The organism is Streptomyces sp. NPDC006197, from assembly GCF_040613865.1.
In the GTDB taxonomy this organism is placed as follows: domain Bacteria; phylum Actinomycetota; class Actinomycetes; order Streptomycetales; family Streptomycetaceae; genus Streptomyces.
Window position 1 is genome coordinate 76204 of the sequence record NZ_JBEXSZ010000007.1, and the last position, 21011, is coordinate 97214.

At 71.8% G+C, this 21011-nt stretch carries 25 protein-coding genes; 7 read left to right on the plus strand and 18 right to left on the minus strand.

Annotated features, from left to right (window positions below):
- Positions 1 to 42: 42 nt before the first annotated feature.
- The 3 genes from ABZ318_RS03755 to ABZ318_RS03765 form a co-directional block, all read right to left on the minus strand.
- The gene (locus ABZ318_RS03755; protein ID WP_356900869.1) at positions 43 to 675 is read right to left on the minus strand and encodes a TetR family transcriptional regulator; all 633 of its coding nucleotides are present in this window, start codon (positions 673 to 675) and stop codon (positions 43 to 45) included.
- Positions 676 to 731: 56 nt separating this feature from the next.
- Entirely contained in the window at positions 732 to 1976 is a 1245-nt protein-coding gene (locus ABZ318_RS03760; protein WP_356900870.1) for a GNAT family N-acetyltransferase, read from the minus strand.
- 214 nt (positions 1977 to 2190) lie between these two features.
- Positions 2191 to 2805, minus strand: a complete 615-nt coding sequence (locus ABZ318_RS03765) for an ABC transporter substrate-binding protein (protein ID WP_356900871.1) — start codon at positions 2803 to 2805, stop codon at positions 2191 to 2193.
- Positions 2806 to 2944: 139 nt separating this feature from the next.
- On the opposite strand from ABZ318_RS03765, the gene dtd reads away from it, so the two are divergent.
- Entirely contained in the window at positions 2945 to 3370 is a 426-nt protein-coding gene (dtd, locus tag ABZ318_RS03770) for a D-aminoacyl-tRNA deacylase (RefSeq protein WP_093874890.1), read from the plus strand.
- Here dtd and ABZ318_RS03775 read toward each other — a convergent pair whose 3' ends face one another.
- The 7 genes from ABZ318_RS03775 to ABZ318_RS03805 all read right to left on the minus strand — a co-directional run bounded on the left by ABZ318_RS03775 (position 3371) and on the right by ABZ318_RS03805 (position 9677).
- Entirely contained in the window at positions 3371 to 4336 is a 966-nt protein-coding gene (locus ABZ318_RS03775; RefSeq protein WP_356900872.1) for a folate-binding protein, read from the minus strand.
- 10 nt (positions 4337 to 4346) lie between these two features.
- Positions 4347 to 4784, minus strand: coding sequence for a transcriptional repressor (locus tag ABZ318_RS03780; RefSeq protein WP_356900873.1), 438 nt, complete (start codon positions 4782 to 4784; stop codon positions 4347 to 4349).
- Between the two features lie 47 nt (positions 4785 to 4831).
- Positions 4832 to 6094: a transposase gene (locus tag ABZ318_RS03785; protein WP_356900874.1), complete on the minus strand. Its 1263-nt coding sequence runs from the start codon at positions 6092 to 6094 to the stop codon at positions 4832 to 4834.
- A 285-nt stretch (positions 6095 to 6379) separates the two neighbouring features.
- On the minus strand, positions 6380 to 6952 hold the full coding sequence (locus ABZ318_RS03790) for an FABP family protein (RefSeq protein WP_356900875.1): 573 nt from the start codon (positions 6950 to 6952) through the stop codon (positions 6380 to 6382).
- Between the two features lie 225 nt (positions 6953 to 7177).
- Positions 7178 to 8044, minus strand: a complete 867-nt coding sequence (locus tag ABZ318_RS03795; protein ID WP_356900876.1) for a hypothetical protein — start codon at positions 8042 to 8044, stop codon at positions 7178 to 7180.
- On the minus strand, positions 8041 to 8838 hold the full coding sequence (locus ABZ318_RS03800) for a hypothetical protein (protein WP_356900877.1): 798 nt from the start codon (positions 8836 to 8838) through the stop codon (positions 8041 to 8043). Before ABZ318_RS03800 ends, ABZ318_RS03795 begins: the two co-directional genes overlap by 4 nt.
- Before the next feature lie 17 nt (positions 8839 to 8855).
- Entirely contained in the window at positions 8856 to 9677 is an 822-nt protein-coding gene (locus ABZ318_RS03805; RefSeq protein ID WP_356900878.1) for a hypothetical protein, read from the minus strand.
- 104 nt (positions 9678 to 9781) lie between these two features.
- On the opposite strand from ABZ318_RS03805, the gene ABZ318_RS03810 reads away from it, so the two are divergent.
- Positions 9782 to 10144, plus strand: coding sequence for a DsrE family protein (locus ABZ318_RS03810; RefSeq protein ID WP_356900879.1), 363 nt, complete (start codon positions 9782 to 9784; stop codon positions 10142 to 10144).
- 171 nt (positions 10145 to 10315) lie between these two features.
- Here ABZ318_RS03810 and ABZ318_RS03815 read toward each other — a convergent pair whose 3' ends face one another.
- The 8 genes from ABZ318_RS03815 to ABZ318_RS03850 form a co-directional block, all read right to left on the minus strand.
- Positions 10316 to 10579, minus strand: coding sequence for a DUF3099 domain-containing protein (locus ABZ318_RS03815; protein WP_356900880.1), 264 nt, complete (start codon positions 10577 to 10579; stop codon positions 10316 to 10318).
- 204 nt (positions 10580 to 10783) lie between these two features.
- Entirely contained in the window at positions 10784 to 11074 is a 291-nt protein-coding gene (locus ABZ318_RS03820; RefSeq protein WP_356900881.1) for a DUF1416 domain-containing protein, read from the minus strand.
- Positions 11075 to 11117: 43 nt separating this feature from the next.
- The gene (locus ABZ318_RS03825; protein WP_190160544.1) at positions 11118 to 11957 is read right to left on the minus strand and encodes a sulfurtransferase; all 840 of its coding nucleotides are present in this window, start codon (positions 11955 to 11957) and stop codon (positions 11118 to 11120) included.
- 167 nt (positions 11958 to 12124) lie between these two features.
- Positions 12125 to 12205: a putative leader peptide gene (locus tag ABZ318_RS03830; RefSeq protein WP_350497993.1), complete on the minus strand. Its 81-nt coding sequence runs from the start codon at positions 12203 to 12205 to the stop codon at positions 12125 to 12127.
- A 195-nt stretch (positions 12206 to 12400) separates the two neighbouring features.
- Complete coding sequence (locus ABZ318_RS03835) at positions 12401 to 13087, minus strand: DUF2993 domain-containing protein (protein ID WP_356900882.1); 687 nt, start codon at positions 13085 to 13087, stop codon at positions 12401 to 12403.
- Between the two features lie 107 nt (positions 13088 to 13194).
- Positions 13195 to 14352 carry a hypothetical protein gene (locus ABZ318_RS03840; RefSeq protein ID WP_356900883.1) on the minus strand — a complete coding sequence of 386 codons (1158 nt, stop codon included), beginning with the start codon at positions 14350 to 14352 and terminating at the stop codon, positions 13195 to 13197.
- A gap of 11 nt (positions 14353 to 14363) precedes the next feature.
- Positions 14364 to 14618, minus strand: a complete 255-nt coding sequence (locus ABZ318_RS03845) for a MoaD/ThiS family protein (RefSeq protein ID WP_030693670.1) — start codon at positions 14616 to 14618, stop codon at positions 14364 to 14366.
- Between the two features lie 71 nt (positions 14619 to 14689).
- Positions 14690 to 15508: an alpha/beta fold hydrolase gene (locus ABZ318_RS03850; protein WP_356900884.1), complete on the minus strand. Its 819-nt coding sequence runs from the start codon at positions 15506 to 15508 to the stop codon at positions 14690 to 14692.
- A gap of 218 nt (positions 15509 to 15726) precedes the next feature.
- Between ABZ318_RS03850 and ABZ318_RS03855 the strand changes: the two genes are divergently transcribed.
- The 5 genes from ABZ318_RS03855 (at position 15727) to ABZ318_RS03875 (ending at position 21006) form a co-directional block, all read left to right on the plus strand.
- The gene (locus ABZ318_RS03855; RefSeq protein ID WP_356900885.1) at positions 15727 to 16536 is read left to right on the plus strand and encodes a response regulator transcription factor; all 810 of its coding nucleotides are present in this window, start codon (positions 15727 to 15729) and stop codon (positions 16534 to 16536) included.
- A gap of 24 nt (positions 16537 to 16560) precedes the next feature.
- Positions 16561 to 17586 carry a LacI family DNA-binding transcriptional regulator gene (locus ABZ318_RS03860; protein WP_356900886.1) on the plus strand — a complete coding sequence of 342 codons (1026 nt, stop codon included), beginning with the start codon at positions 16561 to 16563 and terminating at the stop codon, positions 17584 to 17586.
- Between the two features lie 101 nt (positions 17587 to 17687).
- Positions 17688 to 18821, plus strand: coding sequence for a trypsin-like peptidase domain-containing protein (locus tag ABZ318_RS03865; RefSeq protein WP_356900887.1), 1134 nt, complete (start codon positions 17688 to 17690; stop codon positions 18819 to 18821).
- A gap of 32 nt (positions 18822 to 18853) precedes the next feature.
- On the plus strand, positions 18854 to 19594 hold the full coding sequence (locus tag ABZ318_RS03870; protein ID WP_356900888.1) for a response regulator transcription factor: 741 nt from the start codon (positions 18854 to 18856) through the stop codon (positions 19592 to 19594).
- The gene (locus ABZ318_RS03875; protein ID WP_356900889.1) at positions 19591 to 21006 is read left to right on the plus strand and encodes a HAMP domain-containing sensor histidine kinase; all 1416 of its coding nucleotides are present in this window, start codon (positions 19591 to 19593) and stop codon (positions 21004 to 21006) included. The genes ABZ318_RS03870 and ABZ318_RS03875 overlap by 4 nt, the downstream gene beginning before the upstream one ends.
- The last annotated feature ends 5 nt before the right edge of the window (positions 21007 to 21011 follow it).

Genomic DNA, 21011 nt, shown 5'->3' on the forward strand with positions numbered 1-21011 from the left:
AACGTTACCGGGTTACATTTTTTACTCGGGAATGATCGGTGGTCAGTACGGGAGCCCCTCCCGCAGCGACCGGAACGCCACCTCCGCCGCCGCCACCGCGTCCCCCGCCACCGCGTCCATCGCCTCGCCGGCCGTCAGCCGCGCCACGTTCTCGTTCGCCAGGACCCGCAGCACGGCCACGATCTGCCCGGCCGCCAGCCGCGCCGGCAGCGGATCGCCGCCGAGCGCCCGCGCGAGGAGCTCCTCCGAACGCTGCTGGTAGGCCTGGATCCCGGCGAGCAGGGCCGGAGTCCCGTACAGGAGCCGGTGGTACGCCAGGACCTCCGGCACGTCACAGAGCCCGGTGACCGGATCGCGCCGCTCCAGCCCGTCCAGCAGGTGCTCGTACAGCGCGTCGAGCGGCGCCGCGCCGCGGGCGCGCCCGGCCTCCACCACGCGTGCGGACTCGTCCTCGTGGTCGGCGAACCGGTGCAGGACCAGGTCCTCCTTGGCGGGGAAGTACCGGAAGAGCGTCGGCTTCGAGACCTCGGCGGCGGCGGCCACCTCCGCGACGGACACCGCGTCGAAACCCTTCTCCAGGAAGAGCGCGATGGCCGCGTCCGACAGGGCCTGCCGGGTCCGCGCCTTCTTCCGCTCGCGAAGACCGGCCGGGCTGGTCACACCGTCCTCCGCCACCGGGCGCCTCCTTCGTAGGACGCCATCCTAGGGCGCCCGCCCGACGGCCCCGGGCCTCAGAAGACGTCGGGCGAGAAGGGCCGCAGCGGGGTGCGGAACAACAGGTCGGCGCGGGCGGCCGCGCCCGGCGTCAGCTCCTCCACGCGCCCGAGCCGGGACAGCCGTACGGCCGACTCGTCGCCGAACGCGAGCGTGCCCACCTCCGCGACGTCCAGGGCGAGATCGGCCGACCCGGTCGTACGGACACAGGCCGCGCCCGCCGGGGAGGCGTCGAGCCGGAAGCGCCCGCCGGCGAGCCCGTCGGCGTCCCGCACCTCCAGAACCAGGCTTTCCCCCACCGGATACGTCCGGCCCTCCAGGACCCGGACCACGTCCAGGACCCGGACCCACAGCATGTCCGCGTACGTCAGCATCCTGGCCGCGCGCGGGTCGGGCAGCAGCAGCGGCAGCAGGTCGTCGGGCGCCCGGTAACCGGAGCGGACCGAGGCGATCCAGTCGATCGAGCAGAGGTAGTGCCACAGGGCGCGCTCGGCGGCCGGGGTGACGGCGATGAGGTCCCGCACGGTCGCCGTGTTCACCGGGCGCTTCGCGTCGTCCCACCTGTCGTCGGCGGTGTACGCGACGTACCCCTCGACCTCGCCGGCCTCCGACCGGTACACGGCGTAGTACGGCTCCCGCCACGGGTCGCTCTGGTGGCCGAGCCCGGTGCTCCTCTCCCAGCGGTTCTTGTCGCGGTCCGTGACCCCGGCGCGGACACCCGCCAGCCGGCGGTACACCTCGGGGCCCACCCTGCGGATCTCGTCGCCGTCCGTCAGATCGATCCGGCCGCCGCCCTCCGGGCGGCCCGAGCGGCGCGGGTCGAGACCGGCCCGGTTCACGTCGACGCTCCACTCGGCGGCCCAGCTCGCCGGACCGAAACCGAACCGCCCGTAGATCGGGTACTCGGCGGCGATCAGCGTCGCGATCGCGTCGCCCCGCTCCTTCGCGGCGGCGAGGTCCGCGGCCATCATCCGGCTGAGCAGCCCGCGCCTGCGGTGCGTCGGCGAGACCGTGACCTGGGTGATCGCGTCGGCGGTCAGACTGCCCCCGCCGACCGTGCTGACCTCCTGGCGGAAGGACCGGAAGGTGGCGACGACCCGGTCCCGGTCGAAGGCGCCGAGCGTCCGCGCCAGGTCCGTGCGGGCCAGCCGGTCCGCGGCCTCCTCGTCGGAGACGACCGGGACCTTCAGGAACCCGGTGCGCAGCGCCCGCTGCCAGTCGTGGAACTCGGACTCCGTCACCGCGCGCACGTCGACACTCATCCCCCGACCCTACGCACGGCGCGACCGGCCCCGCACCCGACTTTTCCGGGCCCGGTCAGGCCGGCCTTTCCGCCCGGTCGGGCCGGACTCTCCGCTCCCATCGGGCCGGACTTTCCGCCCGGTCAGGCCAGACTTTCCGCTCCCATCGGGCCGGGCTTTCCGCCCGGTCAGGCCAGACTTTCCGCTCCCATCGGGCCGGACTTCCCCGTCCCCGTCAGGCCAGCAGGTCGTCGACCTGGGCCTCGCCCTCCCGGTAGCGGCGGGCGATCTCCGCGCTGCAGTCGTCGGCGGTCCGCTGGAGGTGCTGCCGGCGCCGCGAGACCTGCTGCTCGTACCCCGCGAGCCTGCCCATCGCCGCGTGCAGCTCGTCGTCCGTCCGGGCCGTCAGGTCCGACAGCTCGACCTCCGACAGCATCTCGGTCGCCAGCCGCCGGTACTCCTCGCCGCGCGGGGTCGACAGCGTCACGTGCCGTGCCGAGCTGCGGTGCCGCGAGGGCACGTCGGCGAGGATCTCGGAGAGCCGGTCGAGGACCGGGGCCTCCGGATCGGTCCGTCGCGCCAGCTCGGCCCGCAGGATGTCGATCCGGCCCTGGAGCATCCGGCGCACATAGCTCAGGTCGGCCTCGTCGCTCTGCGCGTCCCGGCGCAGCGCCCGCAGCTCCGGCAGCCGCAGGGCGCCGAGGTCGGGCTGCGCCCGGTCCGCCGGGTCGGCGGACCGCTGCACGGGTGGGCGCGTCGCGGGTCCTCCGCCCGGCCCCCCGCCCCGGGCTCCGGAGCGGGTCAGCGGTACGGGACCGGACGGCGTCGGCCCGGTGCCAGGTGCACTCATGAGAATCGTCCCCTCGACCGGTGCGGTCGGCCGCACCGCCTCCACGCATGGTGCCACCCTGTACGCGCGCGTGCAGGCGCTCTGCACCCGTTCGGCCCCTCGTCCTTCGGCCCGCGGCCCGCTCGGTAGGTTGGTGCGCATGCGAGCAGTGGTGCAGAGGGTCGACGGCGCGAGCGTCGTCGTCGCAGGGGAGACCGTCGGAGAGATCACCGGCGAAGGGCTGTGCGTCCTGGTCGGGGTGACCCACGACGACACCCCGGAGAAGGCCGCCCAATTGGCCAGAAAGCTCTGGTCCGTCCGGGTGCTGAACGACGAGAAGTCGTGCTCCGACGTGAACGCGCCGCTGCTCGTCGTCTCCCAGTTCACCCTCTACGGAGACGCCCGCAAGGGCCGCCGCCCCACCTGGAACGCCGCGGCCCCCGGCCCGGTCGCCGAACCCCTCGTCGACGAGGTCGTCGCCCAGCTCCGCAACCTGGGCGCCCACGTGGAGACGGGCCGCTTCGGAGCGAAGATGCGTGTCTCCCTCACGAACGACGGCCCGTTCACGGTGCTGCTGGAGGTGTGATCAGGGCTCGACGACCGTCTCCTGCGCGGCGGCCGTCGTCCCGGCGACCAGCGGAGCGTCCACCGGCACGTTCCGCTTCACCAGGGCCAGGGCGATCGGCCCGAGCTCGTGGTGACGGACAGCGGTCGTCACGAAACCGAGCTGACGGCCCTCCTCGCCGTCGGACGCGAGCCGGAGCGGGGTGCCGTGGGCGGGCAGCAGGACCTCGCTGCCGTCCAGGTGCAGGAAGACCAGGCGGCGCGGCGGCTTCCCCAGGTTCTGCACCCGGGCGACGGTCTCCTGCCCCCGGTAGCAGCCCTTCTGGAGGTGGACGGCGCTGCCGATGAGGCCGACCTCGTGCGGGATGGTCCGGTGGTCGGTCTCGAAGCCGAGCCGCGGCCGGTGCGCCTCGACCCGCAGCGCCTCGTACGCGAGGATCCCGGCGGCCGGCCCGTGCGAGGCCGCGAAGGACTCCAGGTCGGCGCGGGGCAGGAACAGATCGCGGCCGTGCGGGGTCTCCCGTACGACGACGCCCTCGGGCACCTCGGCGATGGAGCCGGCCGGGAGGTGGACGACGGCGAAGTCCTCGGTCCGGTCGGCGACCTCCACCCGGTAGAAGAACTTCATCGACTCCAGGTACGCGAGAAGCTCCTCGCGCGTCCCCGGCTCGACGTGCGCCCACACCGTCTCGCCGTCGTCGACGAGGTACAGGGCGTGCTCGATGTGCCCGTTCGCGGAAAGGATCAACGCCTCGGTCGCCTGCCCCGGCGGCAGCTCGGTCATGTGCTGGGTGACGAGCAGGTGCAGCCAGCTCAGCCGGTCGTCGCCGGAGACGGCGACGACTCCCCGGTGCGAGAGGTCGACGAAGCCGTTGCCTTCGGCGAGGGCGCGCTGCTCGCGGAACAGGTCGCCGTAGTGGGCGGCGACACCTTCGTCGCGGCCTTCGGCCGGGACGGCGCCGGGCAGGGACAACAGGGGGCTCTTCATGGAATAGAGCCTACGACTCGGCGGCAGCATCCTTGTTCGAACAGTCCCGGCACCGGCCGAAGATCGCGAAGTGCTTCATGTCCGTCTCGAACCCGAAGGTCTCGCGGAGCTTCCCGGTGAACTCGGCGGCCACCTCGACGTCCGCCTCGATCACCTCGGAGCAGTCCCGGCAGACCAGGTGCAGATGGTGGTGCCGGTCGGCGAGGTGGTACGTCGGGGCCCCGTGCCCCAGATGCGCGTGACTGACGAGACCCAGCTCCTCCAGGAGCTCCAGGGTCCGGTACACGGTGGAGATGTTCACCCCGGAGGCCGTCCTGCGGACCTCGCCGAGGATGTCGTCCGGGGTCGCGTGCTCCAGCTTGTCCACGGCTTCCAGGACGAGCTGGCGCTGCGGCGTCAGCCGATAGCCGCGCTGCCTCAGGTCGCTCTTCCAGTCGGTGCTCACCACGCCCCCAGTTTGACATCCTCCGCCCTTGAACGGGGCGGAGTCCCTTCTCAGGCCGCATGCGGCCTGAAGGGTGGTTGACGCTTCACAGACCGGGTACCCCCGAGGTCTCCACGTCCTGACACCGCCTGCCCGGCGGCGTGATCGATGTTGCGTCCCGCATTGGTGTCCGCGTTGGCCTCGAACCCGCAGCCGGGGTTCTTGCACACGAAGCGGGCCTGGGTCTCCCGGCTGCCCGGGGTGACGCAGCCGCAGGCGGAGCAGCGGCGGGAGGTGTTTCGGGCAAGGACCTTGACCACGATGCCACCGCGCTCAGCGGCCTTGTACTCCAGCATCGTCACAGTCCGGCCCCACGCCTCTGCGGTGATCGCCCGGTTGAGCCCGGCCTTCTGGCAGACGTTCCGGCCGGGGGCTCCCACGGTTCCCCGGGCGGACTTGACCATGCTGACGATCTGCAAGTCCTCCACCCCGATGCGAGAGAACATCTCGGCGAGCCCGGTGGTGGTCTTGTGCTGCCAGTCGACGGCTCGGCGCTTGGCTGTTGCGCGGAGCTGGGCGATCTGGTTGTACGTGCGCGTCAGGCGACGCGAGTCCCTCTCTCCGGGCTTGCGAGCCCGGCGCCTCCGCTCTCTGGCCTTCTCCAGTCGGCGCAGCCGCTTCGTCTCACCCTCGGTGAGCCAGGGGTCGTGTTCGCGGAAGGTGCCGTCGGACAGGGCGAGGGGCTTGGCGATGCCCCGGTCGATGCCCACGCTCGGGCCGGTGTGCGCTGCTGGTTCGGGCACCTCGGTCTGGACGCGGAAGACGACGTACCAGCCATCGGCCTCCTTCACCAGCCGGGCCCCGGAGACCCGGTTGCCCTTGTCGGCGCGACTGCCGACGGGGAGGTCCCTGGTCCAGCGGAACAGCATGTGCCCGATCTTCGGCGCCCACATTCGACCCCACCGCTTGTTCAGGCGCACGATCTGGAGATCGCGGCCCTGCGGGATGTCGACGGCCATGCGCGAGCGGAAACGGCCCTTGAAGGTCGGGGCCTGGGCCCGGCCCTCCCAGCAGTTCCTCCACGCCTGAAAGTACGTCTTCAGTACGGCCTGCGCCGCCTGCGCGGGCAGGACACCGAGCCAGGGAAGATCCTTGCGCCCCTGCCGGATCACCGCATCTGCGGCGGCAAGGCTGCGGCGCTCTTTGGGGAGCATCGTCCACCAGTCGTGCACGAGGTTCCACAGGGCACGGGCGGCATGTCCCTGATCCTCCGCCGCCGACGCCTGACTCGGGGCGAGGCAGAGCCGGGCCTTGTGACCACGGTGACGCTTCAACACCCCTCCCAACCCCGCCCAATGCCAATAAGGCATCGGCCGGAGCGCCCGCCGACATCATCTACGACGCTACTTGGTCACCCCGAACGTAGATCCTCAATGACGGAGCTCTTCGCATACTGGCTGCAATCCGCACATTCATGCGGCTTTCTGCCATCAGTTCAGCGCCGAGTGATCGCCGATGCCAACGTTCCACCAAACACAGTCGGGCGCGTGAAGGGCGTCTCGGGTAGGTACGCCGAGGGCCCACCGGCGGTGATCGGCAGGCCCTCGGAAAGAGTGTGTCTAACGGAAGAAGGCGATGCCGTCGTCCGGCATGTCGGGCAGGTTGCGGGCCATCTCCGCGACCTCCTCCGGCGTGACGACCTTCTTCAGGTGCGCCGACATGTACGGGCGGAGCGGGACCTCGGGGGTCGCCTTCTCGCCGACCCACATCAGGTCGCTCTTCACGTAGCCGTAGAGGCGCTTGCCGCCGCTGTACGCGTCCGAGGCCGCGGTCCGGGCGACGGCGTCCGTCGCCAGGTCGATCTGCGGCTTCTGGTCGGCGAGCTCGCCGTACCAGATCTCGACGATGCCCTGGTCACGGACCATGACGACCTCGACCTTGCGGTCCTTGTCGATGCGCCAGTAGCCGCTCTCGCTCTCCAGCGGACGGACCTTGTTGCCGTCGTTGTCCAGGACCCACGAGTGCGAGTGGTACTCGAGGAAGTCCCGGCCGTCGTGACTGAAGGTCACGGACTGGCCGAAGTTGCACTTCTCGGCGCCGGGGAAGTCGGAGACGCCCGCACCCTCCCACGTACCGAGCAGGAACGCGAGGGGGACGAGGTCCGGGTTGAGGTCGGACGGGATCTCGATCATGAGCAGCTCTGGCGTTCTCTAGAGGTGGTTACCGCTGGCCCTGGTACAGCTTCTTCACGGTCAGGCCGGTGAAGGCGATCACGCCGACGGCGACCAGGACCAGGAGGATTTCGAAGAAAACGATCACGGGGTGCTCCTCGACTGAGCGGTGAAGGCGGAACGGGCCGGACCCCAGCTTAGTGGGCGGGGGTCCGGCCCACTCGGTGAGGTGGGTCTCGCGGACGATCAGCCGAGGAGCTGCGCCTGGAGGGCGACCGTCTGCTGGAACGGCACCGCCGGCGCCCCGCCCTTGCGGGTCTGGGTGACCACCGCGAGGGTGTCCCCGGCCTGGATGTAGGCCCAGCGGGTCTGCTCGGGGCCGTAGGGCTTCTTCTCCTCGTAGGAGTAGACGGAGAGGTACGGCATGTCGACGCCCTGGGACTCCGTGTCGATCTCCGCCGCCTCGACCCCGTCGGGCAGCCGGCCCTCGCGGATGACCTCGCCCGTGATCTCGTTCTTGAAGTCGTCCTTGAAGTCCTCCGAGAACGCCACCGACGAGAACCGCAGCAGGTGGATCCGGGTGGTCGTGCCGTCCGGCATGGTCCAGCCGCGGGCGGCGACGTGCCGGAACGCGGAGTCGGCCAGCTCCTCCTTCAGCTCGCCCCGGTCCTTCTCCTTCATCAGCGCCAGGTAGGAGTCGATCCCGACCCAGCCGCCGTCGAGCTTCGGGTCGACCGTGGCGCCCGCAGGGGCGGGCAGCAGGAGCTTCCGCAGGTCGGCGTGGTGGATCTCGCCCTCGTTGCCGACGGTGAACGGCCGGAGGGCACCCTCGGGCAGCGCCGGGAGGGAGAGCTTCGGGTACGCCCAGCGGCCGTCGGACTCGGTCGCGAGCCCCGGCACGTCGGTGCGCTCCATGGCCGTGATCCCCATGGCCGTACCGGTCCCGACGGCGCCGCAGACGAGCACGGCGGCGGTCCAGCGGGCGATGCCCCGGAGCAGGGGCTTCCGGGACTTCTTCGGCTCGGCCGGCGCGGCCTCGGCCTGCGGCGCGGAGGCCGGCTCGGCCGCCTCCCGCGCGGGGACGGGCGTCTCGGTCTGCGTCTGCTCGGTCATATGTACTCCCCCGGGGATGCGATGTGGTCGAGCTGCTGCGTCAGCAGCTCCGCCACGCCCGCCTTGTCGAACGGCTTGGCGCCCGCCGCCCTCATCGTGACGAGGACCTCGGAGTCGTACGCGAGGCAGACCATCTGCTCCAGCGCCGCGGCCCGCTCCTCCTCGTCCGACGGGTCGACCGTGGGCGCCATGTAGCAGACGGCGTTCCGGTGGCCCTTCACCCGGGGACCCTTCGGGAACTCCAGGACGTCCATGACCTCCTTGCGGATCCGGTAGCTCGCCTTGATCTGCTTCTTGTCCTTCATCCGCGCGAGCTCGAACGTGACGACGACGTCGTCCGTCCGGTCGGCGAAGGAGCGGACCCCGACGCCCTCGATGCCGAGCTCGTCGACGTCCTTCTCGAACGCGCGGCGCTTCTTCCCGGACAGCCCCTCGCCCGCCTGCTTCATCAGCGCGGTGGCCTCGGCGGCGCCGAGCTCGCCGTCGTTCCCGTACAGCTCCGCGTCGGGGCCGAACTTGTACCCGACCGGCAGAGGCAGCAGCAGCTTGCTCAGGGGCGTGTCGGCCTTGCCGCGCGCCAGGGCGGCGGCCGGGTCCTCGTTCTTGCCGGTCTCCTCCGCCGTCTCCCACAGTTGTGTCGGCGCGGTGCGGTCGGCCGAGGAGACGGTGACGGCGGTGTACGTGACGCCGCCGCCGATCAGGCCGAGGACGAGCACGGAGGGCAGGACGACGCCGAGCAGGATCCGCCGGGCACCCCGCTTCTTCGGCTTCTGATCCACCACGGGCTCGGTCACGTCGTTCCGGTCCTCACTCACAGGCGCCCCAGCTGTCGCTCGGCCAGCGAACGGATCTCCTTCTCGGAGATCTTCTTCGTGTCGAACATGAAGATCTCGACCGCGATGTCACCGCGGTGGAAGTAGGCCCTGGCCCTGTAGGAGTCCAGGTAGCCGGCCTTCCGCTCGACGGGGAAGAGGTAGTAGCGGCCCTCGGACGAGCCCTTGAGCTTCTTGCCGTCGTTGCCGGCGTACTCCTCGTCCGGCATGTAGTCCTGCTGGCCCTCGATGTAATCCTGCGCACCGAGGAAGCCGTTCGCGCGGTACTGGACCAGCCGGATCTCGACCCGCTTGTGCTCGCCGGTCGTCCAGGACTCGGCCGCGACCCGGCGGAGGCCCAGGTCCAACTGGTGGTCGAGGGCGTCACCGGGCCTGTCGAACTCCGAGGCGTACGCGTACACCGACATCCAGCCCTTGATGATGCCGCTGCGGAAATCGTCACTCCTCGCACCGGCCGGCCTCGGCAGCAGCAGCTTCCGCAGGTCGCCCTGCGCCTTCGCCTGGCGGTCCTCCTTCGCCGACAGCGGCTCCGGCTCCTGGCCCTTCGGGAGCGGCTTCGCCGGGTACGCGAGGCCCGGCTGGTTCAGCGGCGGCAGCGCGGTCGGCTCGCGGTCGGCCTGGATGCCGTAGCCGACGGCGGTGCCGCCGACGAGGCCGATGACGGCGGCGACGGCGATCAGCCCGGCGGTGCGGAGACCTCGGCGACGCGGACGCTGGACCGGAGGTGCGGGTTCCGTGACCGTCTCCGGCTCGGGCGGTGCCGTCGTATCCGCATTTTGGATACCTTCTTCGATGCTCAAGAGCTCCCCCCACAGGACCTGAAGCGCGGATTCCGTCACCCGCGCACACAGCTGACCCGTGAGGGGCGCATGAGGTTGCAGTGCCGCGCATTACAGTTCGGCATATGGCGAAGAAGCTCGTGATCAAGGTGACCGCAGGGGCCGACGCCCCCGAACGCTGCTCCCAGGCCTTCACGGTGGCCGCCGTCGCCGTCGCCAGCGGAGTCGAGGTCTCGCTCTGGCTGACCGGCGAGTCCTCCTGGTTCGCCCTCCCGGGCCGTGCGGCGGAGTTCGAGCTCCCGCACGCGGCGCCGCTGCCGGACCTGATCGACTCGATCCTGTCGGCCGGGCGCATCACGCTCTGCACGCAGTGCGCGGCCCGCCGCGAGATCACGGAGAAGGACGTCCTGGACGGCGTCCGCATCGCCGGCGCGCAGGTCTTCGTCCAGGAGGCGATGTCCGACGAGACGCAGGCGCTCGTCTACTGATCCCGCCCGCTCAGGGCCCCCGGCGCTTCTTGCCGTCCAGCTCGTCCCACCACTCGTCCGACTTCGGGTCCCATCCCCGACGCGCCCCTCGCACCGCTCGGCCCCGGGGGCCTCACGGGCTTCGAGACGCTGCGCCGGCCTCCGCCCGGCGACTCCGGCGTGCCCGCCCGCTCAGGGCCCCCGGCGCTTCTTGCCGTCCAGCTCGTCCCACCACTCGTCCGACTTCGGGTCCCCGGAAGGATCGTCCCACCAGCGGTCGTCCGGGCCCCGGCGGTTCGCGACCATCGCGGCGATCGGGGGGATGACCATGGCGACGACGCACATGCCGATGGCGACCGGCATGGAGAACAGGCGCACGACGGCCCAGGCGCCCACGAAAAGCACCAGGCAGACGCCCATCATCCAGAAGTAGACGCGCCGACGTCGTGCGATCACACCTTCAGCGTACGACCGGAACAGAACAGACCGGAGGGCCGTGCCTCAGGTCCTGGAATGGCGTCCAACCCCCCAGGAGGCACGGCCCTCCGGCCGGTAAGTGAGGCCTCGCGCTGCGCCGGTTCCGGCGGCCGGAGGCCGGCGCAGCGGCTCGAAGCCCGTGAGGCGCCCCGCGCCGAGCGGTGCGAGAGGCGCGTCGAGAAATCAGACCGCGATGGCCACGTCCGTCAGGCTGCCGGCCTCGGTGACGACGACCTTGCGGTCGGCCTGGGCACCGGGGACCAGGGCGCGGAGGGTCCACTCGCCGGCCGCCGCGTAGAAGCGGAACTGGCCGGTGGCCGAGGTCGGGACCTCGGCGGTGAACTCGCCGGAGCCGTCGAGGAGGCGCACGTAACCGGTGACGGGCTCGCCGTCCTTGGTCACCTGGCCCTGGATGGCCGTCTCACCGGGCTTGAGCGTGCTGACGTCGGGGCCGCCGACCTGAGCTCCACACATGTTCTCTGTCCTGTCCTAGAGGTTTCGGGGGTCGCGCGACCGATTACTTGTTGGCGCCGAGCTCGATCGGCACGCCGACGAGGGAGCCGTACTCGGTCCAGGAGCCGTCGTAGTTCTTGACGTTCGGGACCTCGAGCAGCTCGTGCAGGACGAACCAGGTGAGCGCGGAGCGCTCGCCGATGCGGCAGTAGGCGATGGTGTCCTTCGCCAGGTCGACCTGCTCGGCCTCGTAGAGGGCCTTGAGCTCGTCGTCCGACTTGAACGTGCCGTCGTCGTTGGCGTTCTTCGACCACGGGATGTTGCGGGCGCTGGGCACGTGGCCGGGGCGCTGCGACTGCTCCTGCGGGAGGTGCGCCGGGGCGAGCAGCTTGCCGGAGAACTCGTCGGGCGAGCGGACGTCGACCAGGTTCTGGGCGCCGATCGCGGCCACGACGTCGTCGCGGAAGGCGCGGATCGAGGCGTCCTGGGCCTTGGCCTTGTACTCGGTGGCCGGGCGGGTCGGGACCTCGGCGACGAGGTCGCGGGAGTCGAGCTCCCACTTCTTGCGGCCGCCGTCGAGGAGCTTGACGTCCTGGTGGCCGTAGAGCTTGAAGTACCAGTAGGCGTAGGAGGCGAACCAGTTGTTGTTGCCGCCGTAGAGGACGACCGTGGTGTCGTTCGCGATGCCCTTGGCCGAGAGGAGCTTCTCGAAGCCCTCCTGGTCGATGAAGTCGCGGCGGACCGGGTCCTGCAGGTCCTTCGTCCAGTCGATGCGGATGGCGTTGCGGATGTGGTTCTTCTCGTAGGCCGAGGTGTCCTCGTCGACCTCGACGATGGCGACCTGCGGGTTGTCGAGGTTGGCCTCGACCCAGTCCGCGTCGACCAGGACGTCGCTGCGAGCCATGCTGTTCTCCTCCGGGGCAGTGTGCGGGGGTGTGCTGCGGTGGTGCGGGTGTGTGGTGCGGTACGCGTCGTCGCGTGCGTACGGACAGCGGACGTGCGTACGGCTCTGCACAGGGGCGGCCCGAGGTCGGTCAACGGGCCTGGGGGATACGGGAGTTGGCGTCCCGCTCAGACTGAGCGACAGAGCATGGCGGCGACGCGGCACAGGTCTACTGCCCGCCGCTTCGTGAGATCCGCCTGTCGCTTCATGCCCTCGATCGTAGGGACGGACAGGTGGCCGTGTCACCGGTGTGTCGTATTTTGAGACGCGATCGTCCGAGATACGAGACGTGATCACGGTACGAGTCGGCTCCGGACGCCTCCGCGCCGAGGCGTCCGCTTCGCCTTCTGCGGATCGGACGGACCCGTCTCAGCATGTGACCAAGGGGGCCGTCCGGGCCCCCGTCAGCCCGCCAGAGCGACGTCCTTGCCGGTCACGGTGACCGCCAGACCGTCGGGGCGCGGCTCGACCTTCTCCACCTTCATGCCGGCGATCACGCCGATCGGGCGCTCGAAGTCGGTGCGCGCGCGGACCAGGTCCTCCACGCCCGGAATGCCAGCGCCCGGCACCTCGTCGGCGCGGACCCGGATGGTGTCGCCGTTCACGACGGTCACCGTGGACAGGACCGAACGGGTCAGGCTGCGGCCCAGGATGTTCACGCTGCCGGTGACCTTCACCTTGCCGTTCCCGCCGTAGGCGACGGTGGCCTCGCGGTCGGAGGCGGCGGTGAGGTCCGCGTACGAGATGAGGGCCGTGCCGCTCGCCGAGCCCGCCTTCGCGCCCGCCCAGTCGCCGGTCACGGTCACGTCCCGCAGGGCGACGGTGAGCTCGTCGACCCGGATGTCCTTGTCGCCGGCCTTCGCCCGCACGCCGGTCGCCCGCACGTCGACCTCGTCGAACCGCTTGTCCGCGACCTGGGTGAGGAACGGGAAGCCCTTGATGTCGACCTCGATCGAGTCGCTGGTCGAGGCCGAGAGCTTCACCCGGCTCGACGCCTCCGACTCGGCGTACGCCACGGCCAGCCGGTCGATCCCCACGAGGATCCCGCCCAGCACGACGGCCACGATCAACAGAATCCGCAGTGCTCGCATGGGCTTCGCGTCCCCCCGTAATGGTTCCCGTAAAAGTTCCGGCCCCCCGACACAAGATCGACGTGTCAGGGGGCCGGTTGGTTCCCGCGGCCAGGACGGGCCGCAGGTCAGACCAGGGCGCGGCCCAGCAGGTAGACGGCGGGCGCGGCGGCGGTGAGCGGCAGCGCGACGCCCGCGGTCATGTGGACGAAGCGCGACGGGTAGTCGTAGCTGGCCACCCGCAGGCCGACCAGCGCGCAGACCCCGGCGCCGAGGCCGAGCAGCGCCCCGGAGGTGCCCAGGTCGGTGAGGCCGCCGGCCGCGATCCCGGCGCCCGCCGAGGCGAGCAGGGCGGCCACCAGGGAGACCGGTCCGGGCAGCGGCAGCGCCCGGGCGAGGACGGCGGCGGCGACCGCGGTCCCGCCGACGACCACGGCGTCCGGGGCGGCGCCGAGGTGCCCGGTGGCGACGACGGTCAGGGCGGCGGAGGCGATGGTGGCCATCAGGCCGTACATGCGCTCGTCCGGGTCGGCGTGGCTGCGCAGCTGGAGGACGAGGCAGAGCAGCACCCAGACGCCGAGGGTGCCCAGGATCGCGGCGGCCGCGTGCTCCCGGCCGGTGACGAGCAGGGCGGCGTCGGCGACGAGGCCGCCGAGGAAGGCGAGGGCGATGCCCTGCCGGGCGGGCCACATGCCGTTGAGCCGGAACCAGCCGGCGGCGGTGAGGCCCTGGAGCAGGACGAGCGGGACGAGGAGCCCGTACGGGCCGAGGGCGGCGCCGCCCGCGAGCAGCAGGCCGAGGACGGCGGTGAGGGCGGCGGGCCGCATCCCGGGCTCGATCACGGGCGAGCGGCCCTCGGCGCGGGCGCGCTGGGCGTCGGTGAGGCGGGTGTTCCCGGAGGTGGTGGGCGAGGAGTAGGCGGGCCCCGCTTCCGCCGCGGGGGCGGCCGGGGTCGCGGGGGCGGCCGCCGGCGCGGGCGCGGGCTCGGTGAAGGCCGCCGGCGCGGGCTCCGCGGCGGGCTCCGCGTAGTACGCGGCGGGGTTCCCCTGCGACGGGTACTGCTCGTACGGCTGCTGCTCGTACGGCTCCGGCGTCCCGTGGCTCACGGGAGCCTGGTGCTGGGCCGGGGCCTGGGCCTGGGCGGCCCGGATCTCGTCGTACGAGACGGCCGGCTGGTACGAGGTGTCCCAGGTCTGGCCCTCCCACGTCTGGGTCACGTCAGGGCTCGGCTGCCCGTTCGCGTACGGGTCGTACTGCTGACCGCCGTAGTACTGGTCGTTGCTCATTGCTCTGGGGATCACCCTCCTGCGAACGGGGGGAGCACCTCGACCGTGCCGCCCTCGGCAAGCCGTACCGTCTCATGGCTCCGGGTCCCGACGGGGTCTCCGTCGACCAGGAACGAGCACCGCTTGAGGACCTGGACGAGCTCGCCCGGGTGCTGCGCGCGGACCGCGTCGAGTGCCTCGGCCAGGGTCCCGGCGGTGTACGGCTCCTCGGCGACACCGGCGGCGGCCTTGGCCGCGGCCCAGTAGCGGATGGTTCCCGCTGCCATAGCGGCGCTCCCTTCGTTCGTGTGCGCGCCGTCCCCCATCATGAGCCATGCGCGCGTGGGCCGGGCTTCGGCTACGCCCGCGTGAGCCAGTCCCCCAGCCGGGCGAGCAGCTTCTCGTCGGCCGCGTTCTCGGCGTGGCCCATGCCCCGCTCCAGCCAGAGCTCCGCGTCGCCCGCGGCGGCCAGCATGCGCGGGTGGTCGAGCGGGAAGTACGCGTCGCGGTCGCCGTGCACGATCAGCAGGGGGGTCGGCGCGATCAGCGGGACGGCCTCCACGGGAGACAGGGGCACGGGGTCCCAGGCCCTGCTGTCGATCCGGGTGCCGAATCCGTACCTTCCGACGAGGCGGCCCGCCGGCCGGGTGACCACCCAGTGGAGGCGGCGCATCGGGGCCGTGCCCCGGTAGTACCAGCGGGCGGGCGCGGACACGGCGGCCACCGCGTCGGCGCGGCCCTCCGTCCCCCGCTCCAGGGCCGCGTGGCGCAGGACCACGGAGCCGCCCATGGAGAAGCCGAGCGTCGCCACGCGTGCGTGGCCGAGGTCACGGGCCCAGCGGACGGCGGCGGCCAGGTCGAGGACCTCCCGGTCGCCGACGGTGGAGCGGCCGCCGGAGCGGCCGTGCCCGCGGAAGGAGAAGGTGACGACGGCCGCGCCGCGCTCCGCGAGGACGCCGGCGGCGCGCCGGACGGCGGGCCGGTCGGCCGACCCGGTGAAGCCGTGGGCGAGGACCACCGCCGTATCGGTGACACTTGCCCGTGAGGGTTCGTAAACCGCCTCGATCCGGACACCGTCATCGGTACGCAGCATCGCGCGCCGGGGCATCCGGGGATGGACGGAAGTGAGCGAGGAAACATCCACCATGTGAAATCGGCCCTCTGCCTCGGAACTCATGTCGGCTATTCTGCTTCCAGAGGATCCGGGCAACGCAGCCCCCGGGTCCTTTTGTGTTTTCCGACCGTTGTTACGGGTGGATGAACAAAAGCTCTCGGGGCACGGGAGCCACACGTGAGCACACGTAGACGTCCTCGCAGGGACCGAGGAGGAACCGACGTCATGGACGAGCGAACGACGCACCACGGACCGACCACGACCTGGGTGGGTGAGGCGCGATGAGTTCACTGCTGCTCCTGACCAACGCCCTCCAGCCGTCGACCGAGGTGCTCCCCGCACTCGGCCTGCTGCTTCACAACGTCCGGGTCGCCCCGGCCGAGGGCCCCGCCCTCGTGGACACCCCCGGCGCGGACGTGATCCTCGTCGACGGCCGGCGCGACCTCCCGCAGGTGCGCTCGCTCTGCCAGCTGCTGCGCTCCACCGGGCCCGGCTGTCCGCTGATCCTGGTCGTCACGGAGGGCGGTCTCGCGGCCGTCACCGCCGACTGGGGCATCGACGACGTCCTCCTCGACACGGCGGGCCCCGCCGAGGTCGAGGCGCGCCTCCGGCTCGCGATGGGCCGCCAGCAGATCGTCTCCGACGACTCCCCGATGGAGATCCGCAACGGCGACCTGTCGGTCGACGAGGCGACGTACAGCGCGAAGCTCAAGGGCCGGGTCCTGGACCTGACCTTCAAGGAGTTCGAGCTGCTCAAGTACCTGGCCCAGCATCCGGGCCGGGTCTTCACGCGCGCCCAGCTCCTCCAGGAGGTGTGGGGGTACGACTACTTCGGCGGCACCCGTACGGTCGACGTCCACGTGCGGCGCCTTCGGGCCAAGCTCGGACCCGAGCACGAGTCGCTCATCGGCACCGTCCGGAACGTCGGCTACCGCTTCGTCGCGCCCGAGAAGGTGGAGCGGGCGGCGGAGGAGGCCCGCGCCAAGGAGGGGGCCCGGACGGGCGGCCGCGTCAAGGGCGCCACGGAGGACATCACCCTCGCGGAGGACAGGAACGTGGCGGATGCCACAGTGCGACCTGCCGGTAGGTAGGTCCCCCCGCGTAGACTTCCGCGCGTGGCCAAGGTGACGCGGGATGACGTAGCTCGACTGGCAGGTACTTCTACCGCGGTCGTGAGCTACGTCATCAACAACGGACCCCGGCCGGTCGCCCCGGCCACGCGCGAGCGTGTCCTCGCCGCCATCAAGGAGCTGGGCTACCGGCCCGACCGGGTGGCCCAGGCGATGGCCTCGCGGCGCACCGACCTCATAGGCATGATCGTCCCGGACGCGCGGCAGCCGTTCTTCGCCGAGATGGCGCACGCGGTCGAGCAGGCCGCCGCCGAGCGCGGGAAGATGGTCCTCGTCGGCAACTCCGACTACCGGACCGAGCGCGAGGTCCACTACCTGCGGGCCTTCCTCGGGATGCGGGTCTCCGGACTGATCCTGGTCAGCCAGGGCATGAGCGAGCAGGCCGCGAGCGAGATCGAGGCCTGGGACGCGCGCGTGGTGCTGCTGCACGAGCGGCCCGAGGCGATCGACGACGTGGCCGTCGTGACCGACGACATCGGCGGCGCCCAGCTCGCCACCCGGCACCTCCTGGAGCACGGCCACCCGTACGTGGCGTGCCTCGGCGGCGTCCCGAACACCCCGGCCGTCGGCGACCCGGTCGCCGACCACGTCGAGGGCTGGCGGCGCGCCATGCTGGAGGCGGGCCGCTCGACCGAGGGCCGGCTCTTCGAGGCCCCGTACAACCGGTACGACGCCTACCAGGTCGCCCTGAAGCTGCTCGCCGGCCCCGACAGGCCCCCGGCCATCTTCTGCTCCACCGACGACCAGGCCTTCGGCGTCCTGCGGGCCGCCCGTGAGCTGCGCATCGAGGTGCCGACGGAGCTGGCGGTCGCGGGCTTCGACGACGTGAAGGAGGCGGCGCTCACCGATCCGCCGCTGACCACGATCTCCTCGGACCGCCCGGCGATGGCCCGGGCGGCCGTGGACCTGGTCCTCGACGACTCGGTCCGCGTGTCCGGCTCGCGCCGGGAGCGCGTGAAGCTCTTCCCCTCGGCCCTGATCGTCCGCCGCTCCTGCGGCTGCCACGAGTAGAGCCCCGCGGGGCCCGTCCTTATACGGGACATACGGGGTTCTGTCGGGCTTCTCAGCCGCTCCTCAGACGGTTCTCATGTACGGCTCCGAGAGTCATAGCCATGACGGACTTCCAGGAGCAGCAGCCGCAGCAGCCGTACTACCCGCCGAGGCCGCCGTACGAGCCGACGCGGCCGGCGCAGGCGCCGTACGAGCAGGCGCAGGGGCCGTACGAGACGACGCGGCCGATCACCACCAAGCCAGGTACGACCATCTGGCCCTCGGGCGGTCACGTGCCGCCGCCGGCGGACCCGCCCCTCGTCGGCTCCGTCCCCGCTCCGGTCCCCTCGCCGCGCCGCCGCGCCAAGCGCGGGGTCGGGCTCATGGCGGCCGTGGCCATCGCGGCCGCGGCGGTCGGCGGCGGCACGGCGACGCTGGTGCAGCAGCTCACCTCCGACACCCCGGCGAGCGCGTCGGCCCCCGTCGTGAGCGGCACCAACGTCTCCACCGGCACCAAGGGCACGGTCGCCGGGGTCGCCGAGGCCGTCTCCCCCTCCATCGTGGAGATCTCCGCGGCCTCGAACTCCGGCAAGTCCACCGGCTCGGGCGTGATCATCACCTCCGACGGCGAGATCGTCACCAACAACCACGTGGTCTCCGGCGCCTCCTCGGTCACCGTCCGGCTCAGCGACGGCAAGACGTACCAGGCCGAGGTCGTCGGCACGGACCCCGACAAGGACCTCGCCCTGATCAGGCTCAAGGGCGCCTCCGGGCTCAAGGCCGCCACGCTCGGCGACTCCTCGAAGACCAGGGTCGGCGACGAGGTCGTCGCGATCGGCTCCCCCGAGGGCCTGACCGGCACCGTCACCAGCGGCATCGTCTCCGCGCTCGACCGGGACGTGACCGTCGCGAAGAACGACGACGACAGTGCCGGCCAGGACCAGCAGCAGGGGCAGCAGCAGTGGGACCCGCGACAGGGCTGGCCGTTCGAGTTCGGCGGGCAGCAGTTCAACGGTGACACCGGCTCGTCGAAGACCACGTACAAGGCGATCCAGACCGACGCCTCGCTCAATCCGGGGAATTCCGGCGGCGCGTTGATCAATATGAACGGCGAGATCATCGGCATCAATTCGGCCATGTATTCGCCCAGTTCTTCGAGCGGTTCCACCGCCGGAAGCGTCGGCCTCGGATTCGCGATCCCGATCGACACGGTGAAGGCCGACCTGGACGCCCTCCGCTCGGGCGGCGACAGCTGAACGGCACACGGACGGCATGCGACGCTGACCCCATGACGGGACACCCCTTGCCGGGACAGCAGAACGAAGCCGAGCGCATCCTCATCGTCGACGACGAGCCCGCCGTGCGGGAGGCCCTGCGCCGCAGCCTCGCCTTCGAGGGGTACGCCACGCGGGACGCCGTCGACGGGCTCGACGCGCTCGCCGCGATGGAGTCGTACGCCCCCGATCTCGTCGTCCTCGACGTCCAGATGCCCCGCATGGACGGGCTGACGGCGGCCCGCCGGATCCGGGCCGCCGGCTCGACCGTGCCGATCCTGATGCTCACCGCCCGCGACACGGTCGGCGACCGGGTCACCGGCCTCGACGCCGGCGCGGACGACTACCTGGTGAAGCCCTTCGAGCTGGACGAGCTGTTCGCCCGCATCCGGGCCCTGCTCCGCCGCAGCTCCTACGCCTCGGCGTCCGCCGCCCCCGCCGAGGACGACGTCCTGGCCTTCGAGGACCTGCGGATGAACCTGGCCACGCGCGAGGTGACCCGGGGCGGGCGGACCGTGGAGCTGACGCGGACCGAGTTCACGCTCCTGGAGATGTTCCTCGCGCACCCGCGCCAGGTCCTGACCCGGGAGCAGATCCTGAAGGCCGTGTGGGGCTTCGACTTCGAGCCCAGTTCCAACTCGCTGGACGTGTACGTGATGTATCTGCGGCGCAAGACCGAGGCCGGCGGCGAGCCGCGCCTCGTCCACACCGTACGGGGCGTGGGCTACGCGCTGCGCGGAGGAGGCGGGGAGTGACGGGCCCCCTGACGGGTCTCCTGAGGAATCCGGCGGCCTGGTTCCGCTCGCGGCCGCTGCGCTCGCGGCTCGCGCTGCTCACCGCGGCCGCCGTGGCGTTCGCGGTGGCGGCCGTCTCGCTGGCCTGCTGGTTCGTGACGCGGGCGCAGCTGGAGAACGAGCTGGACTCCTCGCTGCGCAGCACCCGCCTGGACGCGAACGGCGTGCAGAGCCTGCTGGCGATGTGCCGTCAGGGCACGACGCCGCCGCCGGTGGCGGGCTCGTACACGGTGCAGGTCATCCTCGCCGACGGCGGTGTGTGCACCTCCGGCGAGGCCGCGATCCCGGTCGGCGCCGCCGACCTCGCGGTGGCCCGGAAGCAGCTGGACGACGTCCTGCACACGGTGAAGGACGACGCCGGGCGCGAGATGCGGGTCTACACCTACCAGCAGGACGGCCCCGTCGGGCTCGCGGTCTCCCTCGCCCGCCCCCTCTCCGAGATCGACAACTCGATGTCCACGCTCCGCTGGGTGCTGCTCCTGGTCTCCGGGATCGGCGTCGTCGGCGCGGGCGCGGCCGGCCTGTGGGTCGCGCGGACCGGCCTCGAACCGGTGAACCGGCTGACCGGCGCGGTCGAGCACGTCGCCGCGACCGAGGACCTGACCGTCCGCATCCCGGTGGAGGGCGAGGACGAGATCGCCCGCCTGTCGCGGTCCTTCAACGCGATGACGGCGGCGCTCGCGAGCTCCCGGGACCGGCAGGCGCAGCTCATCGCGGACGCGGGCCACGAACTGCGGACGCCCCTCACGTCCCTCCGTACGAACGTGGAACTCCTCGCGCGCAGCGAGGAGACCGGCCGGGCGATCCCGCCGGAGGACCGCCGGGCCCTGATGGCCTCGGTGAAGGCGCAGATGACGGAGCTGGCCGCGCTGATCGGCGACCTCCAGGAGCTGGCCCGCCCGGACGCCGTGCAGCCGGGGCCCCTCGAAGTGGTGCCGCTCCACACGATCCTGCGGACGGCCCTGGACCGGGCGCGGCTGCGCGGCCCGGAGCTGTCCTTCGTCACGGACCTCGCGCCCTGGTACGTACGGGCCGAGGCGCCGGCCCTCGAACGGGCCCTCGTGAACGTCCTGGACAACGCGGTGAAGTTCTCGCCGCCCCGGGGCACGGTCGAGGTGACCCTGATGCGGGGCGAGCTGACCGTCCGCGACCACGGGCCCGGCATCGCCCCGGACGAGCTCCCGCACGTCTTCGACCGCTTCTGGCGCTCCCCGTCGGCCCGCAGCCTGCCGGGCTCGGGCCTGGGCCTGTCGATCGTGGCCCGTACGGTGCAGCAGGCGGGCGGCACGGTGTCGCTGGAGCCGGCGGAGGACGGCGGCACGGTGGCGAGGCTGCGTCTGCCGGGGGCACCGACGCCGCCGCCGGAGCTCTGAAGAGC